Origin of the sequence: Shimia sp. (genome assembly GCF_022448905.1) — a bacterium.
Taxonomy (GTDB): domain Bacteria; phylum Pseudomonadota; class Alphaproteobacteria; order Rhodobacterales; family Rhodobacteraceae; genus Shimia.
Map to the genome: position 1 here is coordinate 1 of NZ_JAKVCW010000001.1, position 19,180 is coordinate 19,180.

Consider the following 19,180-nt stretch of genomic DNA (forward strand, 5'->3'; position numbering starts at 1 on the left):
GCCTCTTCAGTTCAGACTACGGAAAGGCCGCCCAATGGGCGGCCTTTTTGCTTTGGGGTGGGGGGCGAGGTGAGCCTAGACACGCCAATTATGCGCAATGCGGGAACGGCAGCGACCGAGTCAGGGCACTCATTTCGCGTGCGCCTTGCGACTGTCGGACGGGGCCTGCTCGCGGTCGAACTTACCGTAGTCACGTATGACGCTGGCGATGCGGAGTCGGTAGTCCTCAAACACAGCGGCCCGCCCCCTTGCCTGCGCCCCGCGATGCTCATTCAAATTGCGCCAGCGAGCAATTGCTGCTTCATCTTCGAAGAAAGAAAGAGACAAGATTTTGCGTGGGTCAGTCAGGCTCTGGAAGCGTTCAACCGAGATGAAGCCCTCGATCTGATTCAGCATCGGACGCATCTCGGACGCGATGTCGAGATATCCCCCTTTGCACCCGTCCGCCGGTTCGACTTCAAAAATGACCGCGATCACGTTTCGACACCAGGATTGTGTGGCGCAGAAGCGAGCTTTAGGAATGTTCTGTCTTCACGCAGCAGGAATTTCTCTTTCTGGGCAAACTTGTAGTTCTCACGGCCAATGGGGTCTGCTGACAATCGCGACCTATAAGCTTCATAGTCTGCGAGGCTTTTCACATTGTAGATCCCGTAGGCGAGCGTGGATGACCCTTCATGGGGGGCATAATATCCGATCAGATCTGCGCCACAGCGCGGGATCGCCTGCCCCCAGTTGCGGGAATACTCTTCAAACTGAGCCTTTTTAGTGGGGTCAATTTGGTAGCGAATGATGCAGGTCAACATTTAAGGATCCTTTCAGTTTGTTTTTTCCGGTCTACCTAATTGCGACAAGTAGATGCTTCGATTAGGGTCGAACTATGAAGGAAGGTCCTGATATTGCACATGTCGCCGCGCTGATCGGTGACCCTGCCCGCGCCAACATGCTGACCGCGCTCATGGGCGGCAAAGCCTTGACCGTGAGCGAGTTGGCAGAAGAGGCAGGCGTTACCATTCAGACCGCCAGCTCTCATCTGTCGAAACTTGATGGAGGCGGTTTGTTGCGTCCTCGCAAGCAAGGTCGACACAAGTATTTTTCTCTCGCAAATGACGACGTTGCGCATGTTTTGGAAGGCTTGATGGGGTTAGCTGCGGGATCGGGCCGTCTTCGCAAACGTACCGGGCCAAAAGACGCCGCGTTGCGACAGGCACGCGTCTGCTACAACCATCTTGCAGGAGAGTTGGGTACGCAAATGTTCGACAGCTTGATTATGCAGGGCCATCTAGTCTTTGACGGTGATGACCTCCATCTAACGCGTTCCGGCCAAGCATTTGTAACAGAGCTCGGAATTGATTTAGCTGAACTACGCAAAAACAAATCAACGCTGTGCCGTGAGTGTCTGGACTGGAGTGAACGCAGGTCACATCTGGCAGGCAGCCTTGGCCGTGCGTTCCTCAGCCGATTTGAAGGTCTTTCGTGGGCCAAGCGCGATCAGACAACCCGCGTGATTTCATTCTCGGCAAATGGAATCGCGGAATTTAAACGACTTTTCCCTGCTGTTTGACCTTGCCTGAAAGTCGGGACCAGACATTGGCACAGCCGCAGCGAAAGCTCACTTTGTACGCATAGGGGGCGAAAAGGGGCGATGCGGGGGCGTCACTCAGTGCCAGATGAGTCTAGGCTGATGTGGTGGGGTTCTCTGAAGGCTTGCCCAGTGCCGCATCAGCGGCATCGGTGATCTCGTCGAGCGATTGTTGCAGGCTCAGTCGCAGGGCTTCGGTTTCGTCTTCGGTGGGTTTGCGTGGCACCGCGTCGGTCCATTCCTGACAGGTGATGATCCCGCGCGAAAACGGCAGGGGCAGCATTTGCTTGTCCCAGGTCGGTAGGCGCAGGACGCGTTTTTGCGCGAAGGCCAGCGTGAACACCCGCGCGCCGGTGGAGCGTGCCCAAATCAGTGGCACGGTGGAGGCGACGCGGGCAGGGCCGCGGGGGCCGTCGGGCACCACACCCAGCGAGCAGCCTTCGCGGTGGCGTTTGAGCACTTCACGGGACAAGGTCACGTGGCGTTGGTGGCTGGACATTGGGATGGTTTCCCAGCCCAGACGCACGAGGATTTGCCCGGCGAGCCGTCCGGCACGGGCGGCGGAGGTGAGCGAAACCACGCGGGCGCCCTTGGGGGCGTTGACCATATAGGGGCCAAGAATCAGCCGTTGGTGCCACACTGTGGTGATCACAGCCTCACCGCGGGCGAGGCAGGCGTCGAGTTCTTCACAGCCGGTGCGCTCAAATCGGGAGGTCTTGAAGGCGAATCGTACATAGGCGGCAAACATGCCTTCCACGGCGCGGTTCACACGCGGGCTATTGGCGATGTTTTTGCGCAAACGATTGAGCGATTGCTTCAGCGACATGGGGGCAAAACCTCTTGAGTGCGCACCTCTCATACAGGGGCAATTCAAAGCTGACCAGTCTTGCGATTTTTGCGCGTTTTACCTCTTGCCACCGGCGCGAGGGTGCCTTACGAAACACCCCACGTTAGGGGTATAGCTCAGTTGGTAGAGCGACGGTCTCCAAAACCGTAGGTCCCGGGTTCGAGCCCTGGTGCCCCTGCCATTTCCCAAAGATTTGGACACGTCTCAAAGCCCCTTCGGGGGCTTTTTGTTTTGTGGTTTGGTGTGAGGGCAGGACTAGCTGTCTTTGCCCCACTCGGCGTCCTGCATTTCACGCAGGCGGGAGGCGGTGCGTTCAAACTCAAAGATGCCCTCGCCCTCAAGGTAGAGCATTTCCGGCTCGGCGGCGGCGGAGCAGATCAAGCGGACCTTGGCTTCATAGAGCGCGTCAATCAGAGTCACGAAACGTTTGGCTTCGTTGAAATTGTTGCGGCTGAGCGTGGGGATGTCCTCAAGGATCAGCACTTTCACCGCATTGGCCACCGCAAGATAGTCGCCGGGGCCAAGCATCTTGCCGCAGAGATCAAAGAAGCTCGCGCGGCCAATGCCGTTGCGGTAGGCGGGCAGGGTGACTTCGCGGCCCTTTACGGTGAGCACCAGCGGCTCGGCGGCACCGCCGGTGAGATCGTCCCAAATGGCGCGGATTTGCGCGCGGGCCTCAGACCCGGCCTGCACAAAGTAGACCTGATTTCCGGCGAGGCGGTTTTGGCGGTAGTCGGTGGGGCTGACCATTTCCCAGACCCGCATCTGCTCTTTGATCAGGGCGATAAAAGGCAGAAAAAGCTGGCGGTTGAGGCCGTTTTTATAGAGATCATCCGGGATGCGGTTGGAGGTGGTGACAATCACCACACCCGCCTCAAACAGTTGCTCAAACAGGCGCCCGACAATCATCGCGTCGGTGATGTCGGTGATCTGCATTTCATCAAAGGCCAGCACGCGCACGCTGGCCGCCACAGCTTTGGCAACGGGTTGCACTGTGTCCTCAACACCTTCGGAACGAGCCTTGTGCATGGCTTCGTGGATTTCCTGCATAAAGGCGTGAAAGTGTACACGGCGCACGGGCACGTTAAGGCTGTCGACAAACAAGTCCATCAGCATGGATTTGCCGCGTCCAACACCCCCCCAAAGATAGAGGCCCTGCACCGGCTCTGGGGTGGATTTGCGGAACCAGCTTTTCTTCATAGGCTTGGCCAGATCACTGCGGATGCGTTCAAATTCCGGCAGCACCGCGACCTGGGCGTCGTCGGCGTGTAGGGTTCCGTCAGCCACGCGGGCGGCGTAAATCTCGGGCAAGCTATCCATACAAACCCCTTAGCCAATTGAAGCGGTGAGGAAAAGGGCCACGCCGGACCCTATGACAGACTGTTATGAGGGGGTGAACAAATGCTGAATTGACCTTAGGTGCTTCATTTGTTCAGAATCCGCCTGCGCAAACAGGAGCAAGATGATGAGTGCCAAGACCCCGTTGATGTCCCCGGTTTTGATGGTGGGCTGTATCATCATCCTTGTGAGCTTTGCCATTCGGGCGAGCTTTGGGGTGTTTCAGATCCCGATTGCCGAAGAGTTTGGCTGGCTGCGCAGTGAGTTTTCGCTGGCGATTGCGATTCAGAACCTGGCCTGGGGCATTGGGCAGCCGATTTTTGGGGCCATTGCCGAGAAGATTGGCGACCGGAAAGCGATCATTCTGGGTGCGTTGACCTATGCGGCGGGGCTGGTGCTGTCGTCCTTCGCAGTGACGCCGGAAGCGCATCAGATGCTTGAAATCCTTGTGGGATTTGGTGTCGCGGGCACCGGCTTTGGTGTGATCCTTGCGGTGGTCGGCCGGGCGAGTTCGGATGAGAACCGCTCGATGTCTTTGGCCATTGCCACGGCGGCGGGATCAGCCGGTCAGGTGTTTGGGGCGCCGATGGCGGAATGGATGTTGTCGTTCATGAGCTGGCAGCAGACTTTTGTGGTGTTTGCGATTGCGATTTTGGCGGTCCTGCTGCTTTTGCCCGCGATGCGGGCGCCAGCGGCGGCGAGCAAAGAAGAGCTGCAGGAGAGCATGGGCGAAATCCTGAAGCGGGCCTTTAAAGATCCGTCTTACACGTTGATCTTCCTGGGCTTCTTCAGCTGTGGCTATCAACTGGCCTTTGTCACCGCGCATTTCCCGGCGATGATCACCGAGATGTGTGGGCCGATTGCGCCGGGCTCAACGCTGGCAAATATGGGGATCACTTCGACGTCTACGCTGGGCGCAGTGGCGATTTCGCTGATTGGTCTGGCCAATATTGGCGGCACCTTGCTGGCCGGTTGGGCGGGCAAGCACTTCCCGAAAAAGTACCTGTTGGCAGGGATTTACACCGGGCGCACATTAGCCGCAGCGGTCTTTATTCTGATGCCGATTACGCCGATGAGCGTGATTGTGTTCTCTGTGGTGATGGGCTCGCTGTGGCTGGCAACCGTGCCGCTGACCTCCGGTCTGGTCGCGCATCTCTATGGGCTGCGCTACATGGGCACGCTTTACGGGATTGTGTTCTTCTCCCACCAGCTTGGCAGCTTCCTCGGCGTGTGGCTGGGTGGTCGGATGTACGACCTGTATGGTGACTACACACTGGTGTGGTGGGTTGGTGTTGGCGTGGGCGCGTTCAGTGCAATTGTACACCTGCCGATCCGCGAAAATCGGACGCCAGAGGCTGTCGCCGCATAGGGGCAAGTGGGGGCCAGCCCCCACACCCCCGGGATATTTTGAGCAAGAAGAAGCGCTTGCGTTAACCAACCGAAACCTACGTCGGTACTGCGTCGGTATCGTGACTGTTTTGCAGAGGCAGGGAAATTTCAAGGCCGTTGCGGGTTATCGCAGCGGCCTTTGCTTTAAGAAGAGCTTAGGACTGTGCCGCTTGCCACTGATCGAGAATGTAGCGGCTGGTCATCAGGTCGAGGTGCGCGCCGCCGCCGTTTTTGAACAGGGTGATTTGATCGTCCGAGGTGCGGGTGAACTTGTCGAGGCTGTAGTAATCCGCCAGCACGTCTTCGCGGGTGATCACGCCTTCGGCGAGCGGGATTTTCAACTCGCCAATGTGATCCAGCGTGGTGTCGTAGCTGTCGACAAAGAGGCTGGCGCGGTTGAGGGCGGTGTTGTCGATTTCGCGCATGTCGGGGCGGTAGGCACCGATCAGGTCGATGTGCTGGCCCGGTTGCAGCCAATCGCCGCGCAGGGTGGGTTCGGTGGACATGGTGGCGGAGGTCACGATGTCAGCCTCGCCGAAAGCCTGTTCGAGATTGGTCGCGACCTTAAGGCCGTCGATTTCGGCGGCCATTTTTTCGGCGTTGGCCTGCGTGCGGTTCCAGACCGTGAATTCTGCGTCAGGGAAGACGGCGGAGTAGGCGGCGTGCAGATTGCGGCCCACGGTGCCTGCGCCGACGATCAGGATTTTGGAGCTGCCCGGGCGGGCAAGGCGGCGGGCGGCCAAGAGGCTATCCCCAGCGGTTTTCCATTTTGTGACCAAGTGGAAGTCGATCAGCGCGGACAGGATGCCGTGGGCATCGTCAAACAGCGTGACCGCGCCGTGGATCATCGGCACGTCCTGAGACGGGTTGTCCGGGAAGACGGTGGCAGATTTCACCGCGATGCCAAGGCCGTCGATCCAGGCTTGGCGCTGCAGCAGCGTGTCTTTGCCGCGGTAGAGGAAGCTGTCGGAGATTTCCGCTTTGGGCAGGCTGTGGCCTGCGGCGAGCGCATCGGTCAGCCCAAGCCAGTTGATATTCTTCTCGCCCTCGTCAAAGGAGATGATCGTGGTCATTTGGCTTCCTCCTCGGTGAGCAGGCCTTCTGCAACGAGGCGGTCGGCCCAGCCCTGTGGGTGTTCAAACAGGTGGGTCTGCCAGCCGCGTGCCGCAGCCGCTGCGATGTTGTGGGCGCGATCATCGGTGAACAACAGGCGGTTTGGCGCGATGCCGCAGTCTTCCTCGACATGGGCGTAGATTGCCGGATCAGGCTTGATGAGTTTCAGGCGGCCGGAGACATACTCGCGGTCAAAGCGATTGAGAAACGGATAGACCGCTTGGGACAGGGGGAAGTTGTCGTGGCCAAAGTTGGTCAGGGTGAAGACGGTCACGCCTTTGTCGACCAGCGCATTGAGCAGGCGCACGGAATGGGGAATGGCCGGGGCGGCCAGGTCGTTCCAATTGTCGTTCCACATGCGCAACTCGGCCTCATACTCGGGATACTGCGGCACGAGGCTTTCGATCATGCCGGGCAGGGAGGCCCCGGCGTCGATCTGTTCATGGTGGTGATGGATGTTGGTGTCGGCAAAGAAGGCTTTGCGGCGGGCTTCGCCGACGGTGCGGTCGTAGAAGTTTTCCGGCTGCCACTGGATCAACACATTGCCAATGTCAAAAATCACGGCGTCAATTTGCAACATAATTTGCCCCTGAAAGAATGGTTTGCGCCGACCTTAGTGGGCGCAAGCTGGGACGCAAGTGGGGAATGCGTTGGGCTGGGCTTAGCGGCGCACGCGGGGACGGTCCGGCACCGGCGCGCTGCCCACTTTGGCTTCGCGCCAGAACACAAACAGACCAGCGCCAATGATAAGGGTCATGCCGATCCAGGTGGTGGGCGCAGGCCATTCGCCAAAGATCACGATGCCAAACAGCACGCCCATGGGCATGGCTGCATATTCCAGCGGGGCGATCAGACTGGCCTCGGACACGCGGTAGGCTTGGGAGATGAAGAAGCCGCCAAAGGCGATGGAGCAGCCGAGTAGAAACAGGATGGGCCAATCGGCGGTGGCGGGCCAGTGCCAGGCGCGCAAAAGAAAGCTGATCATCTCGCCGCCCGCGTTTTCATAGGCCCCATGGCCGAGCAGCAGGCCGACACAGGCGGAGACCACAATAAAGACGATCTGGATGAATACGGCCATGGTGGCGGCGCTGTCGGTGGTGCCGATTTTGCGGGTTAGCACGTGCAGAAGCGCATAGGCGACGGCGGAGACCAAGGGCAGCAACAGCGCGAGATTGAAGTCGGAGGCGCCAGGGCGGATCATGATTAGGACGCCAATCATACCCGCGGCGACGGCGGCCTTGCGGCGTGGGCCGATGATCTCTCCCAGCAAGACGGCGCCAAAGAGTGTGATCAGTAGAGGCGAGATGAAGAACACGGCCATGGCGTCGGCCAGTGGCAGCACGGCCAGGCCGAGAAAGAAGGTGGTGTTGGCAAAAACCACACAGAGGCCGCGCAGGCCGTGCATGCCGAGGCGTTTGGTGCGCAGGGCCGAGAGCCCGCCTTGGAATGGCACGATCACAATCAGCAGAATGGCCAATCCAATCAGTGAGCGGGTCAGCACAATTTGGTGCAGCGCGTAGTCGCCGGAGAGGAATTTGATTGCCGCGTCGTTGATGGCGAAAAAGAAGGTCGCGATCAGGGCGGAGAGCGGGCCAAGAGGCAGAGTTGTGCGGGGCTGAGACATGGGCGCAGAAGGGCGGGATTCGCCGGCGAGGTCTAGGTCAAAAACGACCTCCACGGGAAAAGCCGTTGAATTGATTGCGTTTAAAGATGTTGACGGAAGAGATACAATGCATAACCATCGAGTTATGAAACTAATTGGTTATGAAAGCCCTGAGTTGAACGCGGTTTTTGCTGCATTGGCTGACCCGACCCGCCGCGCGATTTTGGCGCGGCTGTGTGAGGGCGAGGCCAATGTGCGCGACCTGGCGGAACCGTTTGAGATGAGCCAACCAGCGGTGTCTAAACATTTGAAGGTGTTGGAGGCCTCGGGGCTGATTGAGCGCGGGCAGGTGGGACAAAGCCGCCCGGCCTATTTGAAGGCGGCGCCGATGAAAGAGGCGGTGGATTGGATGGAGCAATTCAGCCGTTTCTGGTCCGGCAGTTTTGATCAGTTGGACGCGCTTCTTGAGACCATAAAATCTAGCGAAAAGGACGATTTGAAAGATGAGTGATTTGCCGATCTATATGTACAAGCGCACGTTTGAAGGCACGTTGGGCCAGATTTGGCAGGCGTTTAGTGACCCTAAGCTGCTGTCGGTCTGGTATGGGCCGGGGGTGGAGACGGTGATCCACGAGTTTGACCTGCGTCCCGGCGGGCGGTGGCTCAATGAGATGCGCATGGGCGAAAAATCGGACTATAGTCGCATGGACTTTCAAGAAGTGGCTGAGGGCGACAAGATTGTCTGGTTGCATCACAGCACCGATGAGAACTGGGAACAGGCGCCCAATCCGATGATGCCAAACTGGCCGCAGAAGCTTTTGACCACGGTGACGTTCAGCGAGCAGAACGGGCGTGGTCAGGTGAAGCTCGAGCAGGTGCCAGTGGATGCGACGGAAGACGAGATTGCCTGTTTTGCGCAGATGATGGGCAATATGGACAGCGGCTGGGGCAAGGGCTTCGATTTGCTGCAAACCCTGCTGTAACGCGCCAAAACGCTATTTTCTTTGCCAAAAACGCCTGTCTCGGCTTACGCTGGGGCAGGCGTTGCGGTGTTTTTGGACTGTTTTGCGCAAAGGGGATGACATGAAATATGCGGTAGTTGCGGCTTGTCTTGCAGGCTGTATGAGCGGCGCGGGGATGGCGCTTGCGGAGGATGCGGGGGCGTTCTGGCAGCCTGCGCGGGAGAAATTCAACCAGCTGTCGGATGAGGCCTGTGACGGCAACGGGCGGGCGTTTCGGGAGTTGATGCAGGCGGCCATTATGGAAGAACACCCGGTGGCGCAAAATGATCTGGCCTGGGTGTTTGCCACGGAGCGGTGTCAGTTTTTTGCCGATGACATCGAAGCGGTGGCAGACCTGCAAAAGCAGGCGGCGGATGCAGGCTATCCGGTGGCGCAGAACAACATAGGCGTGAAGCTGATGCAGGGGCAGGGCATCGCCAAAAACGTTGATCTGGCGATTGATTATTTTGAGGCCGCGATGCGCGCGGGCTATGGCGAGGCGGCGGCGCAGTTGGGCATTTACTTTGCCGAAGGTGTGCATGTGGAGCGCAATATCGCGCGGGCGGATCAGCTTTGGGAGGAGGCGCAGTTCCTTGAGGCGGATCAGGACATGCTCGACCGGCTGGGGGATGCGCTCAATGCCGCCGCGCCTGCGCCGCAATTGGTGAAGATCTCGGACGGCTGGGTCTATCGCGATGGTGAGGCGGGTTGGAACCTGGTGCAGAACGGCGCCCTCGTGGCCACTGTTCTGGTTGGTTACGATCGAGAGTTTCAGGAATATTACTACGGGTTTTACCGGGTGTCAGACGATCCGATGATCCATCTTATGGGGGCGTCGGTGGAACATGCCGGTGGGCGACAGACCGAACTCGATATGAATGGCTGTGGCGGGCAGAGTTGTCTGACGGACTATGGCGACAGCGCGCAGGTGCGGATTCCGATTACCGCGCGCAATCAAGCGCCAATGCTGGAGGCGTTTAAGTCCAGCAATACGGTGAAATTCCGCTATCAGACCCAGGCCAGCTACGCGCAGGATCAGTTCAAAACCATGACGATGGGTCTGAAAGGCTCCCGCAAGGCGATTGAGGCGTTGGAGCGAGAGGCGGCTTTGTCGCGGCCCTCATCGGTGCCAGCGACACCAGCCCCCCAAACTTCTATGCCACAGTCCGCACCAACAGCGCAGGCGGCAGTGGCGGAGCCGAGCTATACTGGCGGCACGTCCTACTATCATGAGGATACGAAAGACGGAGATATCTTCTGTGCGGCGGAGGATCGGGCGGACTTCAGTCCGGGGTTCTACAAAGAGCTGACCCAACGCCAGCAGGACAGTTGGTTAAACCCCATGGGAGGGCAGTTGAAACCGGCGGCCTCGGAGTATTTGCGGACGGCGACCACCTTGTGGCAGAGCGGGTTGCACGCAAGCAGCAATGGAAATCTGGTGTTTTACAAAAACGGCGCCGTGAAGGAACTGCAACACACGGCGCGCGATGGCGTGTTTGACATTTATGAGGTGATGGCGGGCAGTTGGCAGCAGGAGGACGGGCGCGGGATTGTGATGCGCCTGAAATCCAAATGGAACTATTGGGGCATGGGGCATCGCTACTTCGAATGCACCGGTGGCTCCGTGGCGCGTACCCGTGTCTATGGATATCGCGACGGCAATTCCAAGGCCAATTGGCGCAGCTGCAGCATACAGTTCAACTGTGTGCATTGGAGCGACAAACATCCGGAGAAACAGCCCGGGGACTATTATGGCTCACTGATTGAATGGGCCCCCGGCGACGTTGCCCCAAAACAACTGAAGTGGAGTCAGCTGCAACTCAAAGGGCGGAACTAGCGCGGCCCTTTCCGGCTTCTCATTCCCCCAATATCCCTGCCGGAGGCTCCCGAAGGTGCCACTGGCGCGGCGATCAGCGTTTGGCCGCGCGCAGCTCGCGTTCGAGCGCATCCAAAAAACGGGACCGGTCGGCTTTGGTGAAGCCTTTGCCGCCGCCTTGGCGGAAAGGATCGGCGGCACGCAGGTCGGCCATGAGGTCGCGGGTGGCGAGCACGTTGCCGATGTTCGCCGCTGTCAGCGCCTCGCCGTTGTGTTTGAGCACGCGCGCGCCGCTTTCCACACATTTGGCTGCCAGAGGGATGTCGCCGGTGATGACCACGTCGCCTGTCTTGGCGCGGTCGGCGATCCACATGTCAGCCACATCGGGGCCTTCGGGCACAATCACGTTTTCCACCAGCGGGTTTTGCGACGGGCGCAAGCCGCCGTTGGAGACCACGTAGATTTTCACTTTGTGGCGGGTGCCGACGCGCTCGACTTCGGCTTTCACCGGGCAGGCATCGGCATCCACGTAGATGGCTGTCATAGGTAGAGGTCTCTCTTAGTCCGCATAGAGCGCTTCGGCATGGAAGGCGATGTGCTCTTCCATGAAGGTAGAGACAAAGAAGTAGCTGTGGTCATAGCCTTTTTGCAGGCGCAGGGTGGCTTCCTGACGGCGGGCATTGGCGGCTTCGGCCAGCGCTTCGGGGCGCAGCAGGTCGATGAATTGGTCGCTGGTGCCGGCATCGACCAGCACAGGGCCGTCAAAGCCGTTTTCTTTCATCAAGAGCGTGGCGTCATGCGCGGCCCAGGTGGCTTCGTCATTGCCGAGATAGGCGGTGAGCTGTTTGCGACCCCAGTCCGACGCGGTGGGGTTGGCGATCGGGGCAAAGGCTGACACGGAGCGGAAGCGACCGGGCAGGGACATGGCCATGGTCAGCGCGCCGTGGCCGCCCATGGAGTGGCCCATAATTGATTGGCGGCTCAGGTCGACGGAGAAGTTTTCCTGCAGCATCGAGGGCAGGTCTTCGGTGATGTAATCCCACATGTTGTAATGCGGCGTCCACGGGCTCTGGGTGGCGTTGACGTAGAAACCTGCGCCTTTGCCAAGGTCGTAGGCCGGATCATCGGCCACATCATCGCCCCGAGGCGAGGTGTCCGGGAAGACCAGCGCCACGCCTTGTTCGGCGGCCCATTGCTGTGCACCGGCTTTGGTCATGGCGTTTTCATGGGTGCAGGTCAGCCCGGACAGATACCAGATCACTGGCACGGGGCCGGTTTGGGCTTCCTCTGGCAGGAACAGACCAAAGGTCATCTCACAGCGGGTGCTGTGCGAATTGTGGCTGTACACGCCTTGGGTGCCGCCAAAGGCGCGGTTTTCTGAGATGATCTCCATGGGAAGGCCTCCTGCCAAAAAGGGTCGGCGTTCACGATGTCAGAGTTGGGAGACCCATGCAATCACAACGCTGACTGTGGCGATGGATATGACTGTGGAGAACAGGATTGCAGCAGAAGCGCGATGGGGCGCGACGCCATAGTGTTGCGCCAACATGTAGACGTTTCCGGCCACGGGGAGCGCGGCGGCGGCGATCACCACGGAGGCCGAATAGGTGTCGATCGGCAGGAGCCACAACACGGCGACGGCAACAAACAGCGGGTGCAGGATCAGTTTGGCAAAGGTGAGCCAGAGCGCGACTTCGACCCGCTCGGCGGATTTGCCTGCCAGTGAGGCGCCGATGGCAAACAGCGCGCCGGGGGTGGCCGCGCCGCCCAGGATGGCGAGAAATTCGTTCATCGGGTCTGGGATCGGGATTTCCAGCGCAGACCAGACAAAGCCCAGCGAGATGGCGACAATCATCGGGTTGCGCAGCAGGCCGAGGGTGACGGTTTTGAGCACGCCGATGTGCATACGCCCGTCGCGGCTGCCGGTGATCAGGATCACAATCAGGCTGGAGAAGACAATCAGATCCACCGCCAGCACCATCATCACGGGGCCAATGGCCTCCGCCCCCATCAAGAGGGTCAGCATGGGCACGCCGAGGAAGCCGACGTTGCCAATGGTGGCGCATTGGGCCTCGACGGCGGCAGTGGCGATATCCTGTTTACGCAGCATGGCCACAAGCGTGGCGAGGCCGTAGATGGCGAGGCAGCCCACCAGATAGCCGCCAATCAGGCGCCAGTTGAGCACCTCGGCGAGGCTGAGATTGGCGGAAAACCGGAAAAGCATCGCCGAGAGGGCGAAGTAGAAGACAAACTTGGTGAGGTAGGCTGTGGCTTCCGCAGAAAAGAAGCGGGTGCGCCCGGCCCAGTAGCCCAGGCCGATGATTGCAAAAAACGGTAGCGTTTTCAGAAAGATTGCCAACATGCGTCAGCCTTAGCAGGTTTGTGGGGCTTGGCAAATGGAGGAGTAAGTGCCGCTTCTAGTCGAGGTGGAAATGCGTCTCGATGGGGGATGTGCACAAGCACCCAAACGGTGTTCTTAGACCTTTCAGATTTGTGAGGAGCAAGTGCTTGCCGGGACGGAAGCGCGCGGTGTATTGTCCCCGTTACACTCACCGGGAGGCCGGATAACGCCTATGAGAGATATATGACTGACACCGTGGCCATCCTGAAAAAGGGTCGCAAATTTGCACAGGTGGTGGACAGCGCGCGGGCGTTGTTCATGTCGCACGGCTTTGAAAGCGTGAGCATGGATGTGATCGCGCAGAATGCCGGGGTCTCTAAGGCGACGTTGTACAACTATTTCCCGGACAAGCGGATGCTGTTTGCCGAAGTGGCAAGGCGGGAGTGCATTTTGCAGGCAGAGGGGCTTGAAGCGCAGGTGGATCTGGCGCGGCCCGTTCCAGAGGTGCTGGGCATTGTCGGGCGCGGTTTGATGGCGATCATCCTGTCGGACTTCGGGCGCAATATGTTTCGGGTTTGCGTGGCCGAAGGCGAGCGGTTTCCCGACATTGGGCGGCAGTTTTATGAGACCGGGCCGGGGATTTTGAAAACCCGCCTGATCGAGTTCTTCTACATGGCCGAGGAGCGCGGTGAGCTGGAAGTGGATGACTTTGCGTTGGCGGCGGATCAGTTTGCCGAGCTGTGCAAAGCGGGACTGTTCTTGCGGCAAGTGACCGGCGTGCAGACCAAATTTGCCCAGGAAGAAATCGACTATGTGGTGGATGGCGCGGTGGCGACCTTCATGGCGCGCTACGGCGCACGGGTCTGAAATGTCACGGCGGCAAACGTAGAGATCTGCGAAATTTGACGGACCGAGGCCAATCTATGGTAGGCTTTGTGTAATTGACTTGCGCGTTTGGCGTGAATTTTGGCCCGGCGCGCTCCCAATAGCTTTGTTTAAACTGTTGCCGGGAGGGTGCCATGCATAAGGCCCAATGGAAGTTTCACTTGATTTTGAAGTCACTTATGGGGACCGCTACGGCGTCTTCGCTTGCGCTGGGCACTGCGGCGGTGGCGCAGGAGTTCAACACGGAACAATCCGATACTGAAGTGGTGCTGGCGCCGGATGGGTTTTCGCCCTACGCCGGACGCAACTTCCCACAGGTGCCTTTGTGGGGCGACAGCCATTTGCACACGATGGTCTCGGTTGATGCCGGGACGATGACGCGGTTGTCCCAGGAAGATGCGTTTCGATTTGCCCGAGGGGAAGAGGTGACCACCACCCATGGGCTACGGGCAAAGCTGTCCCGTCCGCTGGATTGGCTGGTGGTGTCCGATCATGCGGAAATGTATGGGTTGATGCCCCAGCTTTTGGGGGGAGATGCGCAGATCTTGTCCTCGCCCATCGGTAAAGAATGGTACGAAAATCTCACCGCGGGTGATCCGCAAATTGCGTTTGAAACTGCGATGGAGATTGTCGCCTCGCTGTCCGGGGATGTGCCGCCAATTGATAACCCCAAGGCGGTGAAACATGCTTGGGAGAATTACACGGCGCTGGCGGATCAGTTTAACGAGCCGGGCGTGTTCTCCGCGATCATCGGGTATGAGTACACCACTGAAGGGGCCAACAACCTGCACCGCAATGTGCTGTTCCGCGATGACAGCGTGCGGGCCAATCAGACGCGGCCCTTCTCGCAATTTGACAGTAAGAACCCCGAAGACCTCTGGGCCTATTTGGCAGAATATGAGGCACGCACGGGTGGTGAGGTGTTGGCGATTGCGCACAATGGCAACCTGTCCAATGGGCGCATGTTCTCGATGAACGCCTGGGACGGATCTGACTTGACCAAAGAGATTGCCGAGATGCGGGCACGGTTTGAACCTATTTATGAACCAACGCAGATCAAAGGTGATGGGGAGGCGCATCCGTTCCTGAGCCCGGATGATGAGTTTGCAGACTTTGACACCTGGGACGCATCCAACCTGAATGGCACGGAGCTCAAGACACCGGACATGCTGGCGGGGGAATATGCGCGGGAGGCGCTCAAGCGAGGTTTGAAGATCGAGCAAGAGTTGGGCGTAAACCCGTTTAAGTTTGGCATGGTGGGGGCGACGGATGCCCATACCGGGATGGCAACGGCGCAAGAGGACAACTTCTTTGGCAAGCATTCCGGGGTGGAGCCGGAGCCGCAGCGCTGGAAACATGTGGTGATAGAGGCGCCGGACCCAGATCTGTCGATTTATGGCTGGAAGCAGGCTGCTGGCGGGCTTGGTGCGGTCTGGGCCAAGGAAAACACCCGCGCGGCGATCTTTGACGCGATGATGCGCAAGGAGACTTACGCCACCACCGGGTCACGCATGTTGGTGCGCTTCTTTGGCGGGTATGAGTTTACCGAGGCAGATGCGCAAAGCCGGCTGCCTGCAGATGCGGGATACGCCAAGGGGGTGCCCATGGGCGGAAACCTGGCCGTTTCTGAGGATGGCGCTGCGCCCACCTTCCTGGTGGCTGCATTGAAAGACCCGCTGTCGGGCAATCTGGACCGCATACAGATTGTGAAAGGCTGGCTGGATGCAGAGGGTGAGACGCAGGAGAAGGTCTATAATGTCGTCTGGGCCGGAGACCGTGCGTTGGATGGTGACGGCAAGTTGCCGGATGTGGGCAATACCGTGGATGTGGCCAATGCGACTTGGACCAACACCATTGGGGCGGCGGAGCTGATTGGCACCTGGCAGGACCCAGATTTTGAGGCCAACCAGTCTGCGTTTTATTATGTGCGGGTGATTGAGATCCCCACCCCGCGCTGGACCGCCTATGAGGCCAAGCGCTTTGGGGTGGAGATGGATGCGGCGGTGCCCATGATCACCACCGAGCGGGCCTATACCTCGCCGATCTGGTACACGCCGGGGTGATCTGGAAAACGCGTGGGTTATGTCACGGTGAACTGGCCCATCATGCCGCAATCCTCATGTTCGAGAATGTGGCAATGGTACATGTAGGGCGCGTCTTCCGGGGCTTCGTAGTCAAATTTGACAAGCACTTCGGAGGCGCCGTTTTCGACGTGCACCATGTCTTTCCATCCGGCGGCATAAGCCGGGGGCGGGGCGTCGTTTTGCGTTAGGATGCGGAATGAGCAGCCGTGGATGTGGAATGGGTGCAGTTGGTCGTCTACGGTGATGCGCCAGATTTCTGTGTCGCCCTTGCGCACAGTTTCGTCGATGCGGTCCATGTTCATTGGCTGGCCGTTGATCGCCATTGCGCCGCCGCCGCAGACATTGCCCCAGTTGGCGGCCAAGGCAGCGAGGTCGGCACCGGTGGCCATTTCCAAGGAGAAGTCGCGTGTGACGGAGGCTTGGCTGCGGTCTGGCGGGGCCAGATTGGCAAGCTGATCGGGCAAGGCACCGTCAAATCCCTTGTCCGAGGTGCGCGTCAGGGTGAGGGCGGTTGCGGTGGTGTTTCCGCCGCCAAACAGCCCGCCGAGGAAATTGAACAGGCCTTCCTCGGGTTCCAGGCCAACCATCAGGCTGTTACTCTCTGCAGTGCGCAGGTCGACGAGCACCTCATAGCGTTCCCCAGGGGACATAAGGATGCTGTCAGTCTCCACAGTGCGCGCCAGAAAGCCGCCGTCGGAGGCGATGACACGCATGGGGCCGGTTTGCATCGAGAGCGTGAGGAATTGGGCGTTGCAAGCGTTGAGGATGCGCAGGCGCACGAGGCCGGTGGGCACGTTTTGAGCAACGGGGGCGATGGTGCCGTTGACCACCAAGGTGTCGCCAATAAAACCGTCCTCAAAGACCGCGCCGTTGACGTCGTAGGTGAGCGTGCCATCAGCGGCGAACATCTTGTCCTGAAGCACCAAGGTGAAGTCATCCACGCCATAGGTTTTGGGCAGATCCGCGGCGAGGCTGGCGTCATCTTCGACCAGCATCACGCCTGCGAGGCCTTTGTAGGTTTGTTGCGCGGTCTTGCCGTGGGTGTGGGAATGAAACCAGTTCATCGACGCGTGTTGGACAATGGGCACGTCCGGCGCCCAAGTGTCGCCCGGCGCGATTTCCTGATGAGGTCCGCCATCCACGTCGCCGGGAATGTGCAGGCCGTGCCAGTGCAATGTGGTGACATCGTGCAGTCTGTTTTGCACGTCAAACGGTAGGGTTTGACCCTGTTTCACCCGCAGGACTGGGCCAAGGTAGCTGTTGTTGATGCCGTAGGTGGCGCTCGCTGCCGCATTGCCAAAATCATGGGTGGCCGCAGCCAGTGTCAGCGGAAGGCGGCCTTCTATGCCGGTGGTGAGGTCGGTCATGGGGATCAATGGGAGTGGACGCAGGGAGGATTGTGCGAAGCTTGTTCCAGCACTTGCCAGCAAGGCGGTTGCCCCGGACGTTTTGAGAAAGTCGCGGCGGTTCATTGAACTCTCCATCATTCATCAACTATGGTTGATAAATGAAAATAGAAAGACCATTTGTCAACCATGATTGATAAAAAAGATGACCGCTTCCTTGCCGACAATATCAAGGGGCTGATGATGACCGTGTTGGGGCGGTGGAATGCAGAAATGGATCGGGGGCGGCAAGCCACCGAGTTTGCGGCGATCCGAGACTCTGACATGCGGGTGTTTGGGCAGCTGCGGGGGCGGACGTTGAAACTGTCGGCGTTGCATCGCGAGTTGGGCATGTCGCGACAAGCGGCGCAGCAGGCGGTGGCGCGGTTGGTGGAACGCGGCGTGTTGCAGGTGACGCTTGCCGAGGGCAGCAAGCGGGACAAGGTGGTGTCTGTGACCGACAAAGGTCAGGAGCTGCGCGGTTTGGCGGCGCGGCAAATCCGGGATATTGAGGCACAATGCGTAGAGGCGATTGGTGCGGACAACACTGAGGTGCTGCGCGATTTGCTTAAGCAGCTTGGGGCGGCCAGCCCCCCATAGGCGCGCTACTCCCCTCGCAGTGCCTGGGCCAAGTCGGCGTTTTCCAGCAAGTAGTTGCCAAAACTTGGCCGCCAAACAAGGCCGCGGTCGCGCAGAACGTCCAGCGCCTTTTGCACGCCGCCTTTGGAGTAGGCTTTCCGGTCCGGACCGGCGAGGGCTTGGCGTGTGGCGTCGGTGTAGGGCGAGAACCGGATGCCTTCGGTGGCCATTTTGCGCAACAGCGCCTGTTGTAGCTTGGTGAGCGTGCTGATTTCGGCCAGCAGGGCTTCGCGCATCTGGTGTTTTTTGCGCAAGGCGATGGTGCGGAGGGCTTCGTCGCCAGCGGTGGGCTCCAGGATCAAGTCGCGCAGGCAGTCGGTGAGGATTTCCGGACGGCGGCCGAGGTCGTCAAACACCGCGCCCACAGTGGCGGCGGTGAGTTGGGCAGCGGGCGCGAGGCGGGCGTTGATGCGGTGCGTGAGCGCGGTGCTGTAGCTGCTGCCCAATGTCGGGAAATCGCGCACGCGGGCGCCAAAGAACGGGGCTTGCTGGTCGTGGATCAGCGCGGCGAGTTTGTCACGGTGGGAGCCGGTCATCACCAGATAAAGCCGGTTGGGCAGGCCGGATTGATTCACCGCGTCGCGGGCGGCTTTGAGGGCGAACATGGCGTTTTTGCCCGCCTCAGTGGCGAGGCTTTGCTGGGCCTCGTCGATGATCAACACCACGTCTTTTTGCGTGGCCTCACAGAGCAGTAGGAGCGCATCGGGGATGGTGCCTTCCCATTGGCCCGCCGACTTCAGGTTCACGCTAAAGCCCAGCGCGCCGACGGAGGTGAAGGGCACATTGCGGTGTAATTTGGCGATCAAGCTGTCGTTGTCCTTGAGCGCCTTGGCGAGGCAGGCAGTGATCAGCTTGGCCGGATCAGAGCTGCGGTCGGCCCAGAGGTCCACGTAGAGCACGCATTTGCCCTGCTGCTCCAGAAGCGGGGCGAGGTCGCGGCGTAGGAAGGTGCTTTTGCCCGTGCGCCGTGGGGCTGCGAGGAACAGCCCAGCGCTTTCGCCTACCAAGGGATCGGGGTTCAGCAGGCTGGCGACTTGCTCGGCTTCTAAGGGGCGCGGGATGTGGTGGTCGGTGGTCATGGGTATCCTGGGGTAACTGGTATGGCGGTATGGTAATCTGATGTGGAATATTTTGGAATACCCTGTGTGTCGAAGGGGTCA

At 59.4% G+C, this 19,180-nt stretch carries 20 protein-coding genes and 1 tRNA gene; 9 read left to right on the plus strand and 12 right to left on the minus strand.

Features of this window, described 5'->3' with window-relative positions; translation table 11 throughout:
• Window positions 1-129: 129 nt before the first annotated feature.
• Window positions 130-477 (minus strand): antibiotic biosynthesis monooxygenase, encoded by a 348-nt coding sequence (locus MK208_RS00005; RefSeq protein WP_294112672.1) that lies wholly within the window; start codon window positions 475-477, stop codon window positions 130-132.
• On the minus strand, window positions 474-803 hold the full coding sequence (locus tag MK208_RS00010; protein ID WP_294112673.1) for an NIPSNAP family protein: 330 nt from the start codon (window positions 801-803) through the stop codon (window positions 474-476). The genes MK208_RS00005 and MK208_RS00010 overlap by 4 nt, the downstream gene beginning before the upstream one ends.
• Before the next feature lie 74 nt (window positions 804-877).
• Here MK208_RS00010 and MK208_RS00015 point away from each other — a divergent pair, with 74 nt between their 5' ends.
• Entirely contained in the window at window positions 878-1,561 is a 684-nt protein-coding gene (locus MK208_RS00015) for a winged helix-turn-helix domain-containing protein (protein ID WP_294112676.1), read from the plus strand.
• A 112-nt stretch (window positions 1,562-1,673) separates the two neighbouring features.
• Here the strand turns inward: MK208_RS00015 and MK208_RS00020 are convergent, their stop codons facing one another.
• Window positions 1,674-2,405, minus strand: coding sequence for a DUF374 domain-containing protein (locus MK208_RS00020; protein ID WP_294112678.1), 732 nt, complete (start codon window positions 2,403-2,405; stop codon window positions 1,674-1,676).
• A 126-nt stretch (window positions 2,406-2,531) separates the two neighbouring features.
• On the opposite strand from MK208_RS00020, the gene MK208_RS00025 reads away from it, so the two are divergent.
• Window positions 2,532-2,607, plus strand: a tRNA-Trp gene (locus MK208_RS00025).
• A 74-nt stretch (window positions 2,608-2,681) separates the two neighbouring features.
• Here MK208_RS00025 and zapE read toward each other — a convergent pair.
• A complete protein-coding gene (zapE, locus tag MK208_RS00030) occupies window positions 2,682-3,746 on the minus strand; it encodes a cell division protein ZapE (RefSeq protein WP_294112680.1) in 1,065 nt (354 codons plus the stop codon).
• A 145-nt stretch (window positions 3,747-3,891) separates the two neighbouring features.
• Between zapE and MK208_RS00035 the strand changes: the two genes are divergently transcribed.
• Window positions 3,892-5,133, plus strand: a complete 1,242-nt coding sequence (locus MK208_RS00035) for an MFS transporter (RefSeq protein ID WP_294112681.1) — start codon at window positions 3,892-3,894, stop codon at window positions 5,131-5,133.
• Between the two features lie 175 nt (window positions 5,134-5,308).
• Here the strand turns inward: MK208_RS00035 and MK208_RS00040 are convergent, their stop codons facing one another.
• The 3 genes from MK208_RS00040 to MK208_RS00050 form a co-directional block, all read right to left on the minus strand.
• Window positions 5,309-6,226, minus strand: a complete 918-nt coding sequence (locus tag MK208_RS00040) for an ornithine cyclodeaminase (RefSeq protein ID WP_294112682.1) — start codon at window positions 6,224-6,226, stop codon at window positions 5,309-5,311.
• Window positions 6,223-6,846 carry an HAD family phosphatase gene (locus tag MK208_RS00045; RefSeq protein WP_366010206.1) on the minus strand — a complete coding sequence of 208 codons (624 nt, stop codon included), beginning with the start codon at window positions 6,844-6,846 and terminating at the stop codon, window positions 6,223-6,225. Before MK208_RS00045 ends, MK208_RS00040 begins: the two co-directional genes overlap by 4 nt.
• A gap of 81 nt (window positions 6,847-6,927) precedes the next feature.
• The gene (locus tag MK208_RS00050; protein WP_294112684.1) at window positions 6,928-7,890 is read right to left on the minus strand and encodes a DMT family transporter; all 963 of its coding nucleotides are present in this window, start codon (window positions 7,888-7,890) and stop codon (window positions 6,928-6,930) included.
• A gap of 124 nt (window positions 7,891-8,014) precedes the next feature.
• Here MK208_RS00050 and MK208_RS00055 point away from each other — a divergent pair, with 124 nt between their 5' ends.
• The 3 genes from MK208_RS00055 to MK208_RS00065 all read left to right on the plus strand — a co-directional run bounded on the left by MK208_RS00055 (window position 8,015) and on the right by MK208_RS00065 (window position 10,707).
• The gene (locus tag MK208_RS00055; protein WP_294112686.1) at window positions 8,015-8,380 is read left to right on the plus strand and encodes a metalloregulator ArsR/SmtB family transcription factor; all 366 of its coding nucleotides are present in this window, start codon (window positions 8,015-8,017) and stop codon (window positions 8,378-8,380) included.
• Window positions 8,373-8,852, plus strand: a complete 480-nt coding sequence (locus MK208_RS00060; protein WP_294112688.1) for an SRPBCC domain-containing protein — start codon at window positions 8,373-8,375, stop codon at window positions 8,850-8,852. Before MK208_RS00055 ends, MK208_RS00060 begins: the two co-directional genes overlap by 8 nt.
• 100 nt (window positions 8,853-8,952) lie before the next feature.
• The gene (locus tag MK208_RS00065) at window positions 8,953-10,707 is read left to right on the plus strand and encodes a hypothetical protein (RefSeq protein WP_294112690.1); all 1,755 of its coding nucleotides are present in this window, start codon (window positions 8,953-8,955) and stop codon (window positions 10,705-10,707) included.
• Window positions 10,708-10,780: 73 nt separating this feature from the next.
• Here MK208_RS00065 and MK208_RS00070 read toward each other — a convergent pair whose 3' ends face one another.
• From MK208_RS00070 to MK208_RS00080, 3 genes are read right to left on the minus strand one after another with little or no spacing between them, the layout of a single operon-like run.
• Entirely contained in the window at window positions 10,781-11,230 is a 450-nt protein-coding gene (locus MK208_RS00070; protein WP_294112692.1) for a YaiI/YqxD family protein, read from the minus strand.
• A 15-nt stretch (window positions 11,231-11,245) separates the two neighbouring features.
• Window positions 11,246-12,079, minus strand: coding sequence for an S-formylglutathione hydrolase (fghA, locus tag MK208_RS00075; protein ID WP_294112694.1), 834 nt, complete (start codon window positions 12,077-12,079; stop codon window positions 11,246-11,248).
• Window positions 12,080-12,118: 39 nt separating this feature from the next.
• Window positions 12,119-13,048: an AEC family transporter gene (locus MK208_RS00080; RefSeq protein ID WP_294112696.1), complete on the minus strand. Its 930-nt coding sequence runs from the start codon at window positions 13,046-13,048 to the stop codon at window positions 12,119-12,121.
• Window positions 13,049-13,270: 222 nt separating this feature from the next.
• Between MK208_RS00080 and MK208_RS00085 the strand changes: the two genes are divergently transcribed.
• Together MK208_RS00085 and MK208_RS00090 are read left to right on the plus strand one after the other, a co-directional pair.
• Complete coding sequence (locus MK208_RS00085; RefSeq protein ID WP_294112699.1) at window positions 13,271-13,894, plus strand: TetR/AcrR family transcriptional regulator; 624 nt, start codon at window positions 13,271-13,273, stop codon at window positions 13,892-13,894.
• Window positions 13,895-14,046: 152 nt separating this feature from the next.
• Window positions 14,047-15,975 (plus strand): DUF3604 domain-containing protein, encoded by a 1,929-nt coding sequence (locus MK208_RS00090; RefSeq protein ID WP_294112701.1) that lies wholly within the window; start codon window positions 14,047-14,049, stop codon window positions 15,973-15,975.
• 17 nt (window positions 15,976-15,992) lie between these two features.
• Here the strand turns inward: MK208_RS00090 and MK208_RS00095 are convergent, their stop codons facing one another.
• On the minus strand, window positions 15,993-17,468 hold the full coding sequence (locus tag MK208_RS00095) for a multicopper oxidase domain-containing protein (RefSeq protein ID WP_294112702.1): 1,476 nt from the start codon (window positions 17,466-17,468) through the stop codon (window positions 15,993-15,995).
• 63 nt (window positions 17,469-17,531) lie between these two features.
• Between MK208_RS00095 and MK208_RS00100 the strand changes: the two genes are divergently transcribed.
• The gene (locus MK208_RS00100) at window positions 17,532-17,981 is read left to right on the plus strand and encodes a winged helix DNA-binding protein (RefSeq protein WP_294112703.1); all 450 of its coding nucleotides are present in this window, start codon (window positions 17,532-17,534) and stop codon (window positions 17,979-17,981) included.
• Window positions 17,982-17,986: 5 nt separating this feature from the next.
• Here the strand turns inward: MK208_RS00100 and MK208_RS00105 are convergent, their stop codons facing one another.
• The gene (locus MK208_RS00105) at window positions 17,987-19,099 is read right to left on the minus strand and encodes a hypothetical protein (protein WP_294112705.1); all 1,113 of its coding nucleotides are present in this window, start codon (window positions 19,097-19,099) and stop codon (window positions 17,987-17,989) included.
• Window positions 19,100-19,180 lie beyond the last annotated feature (81 nt).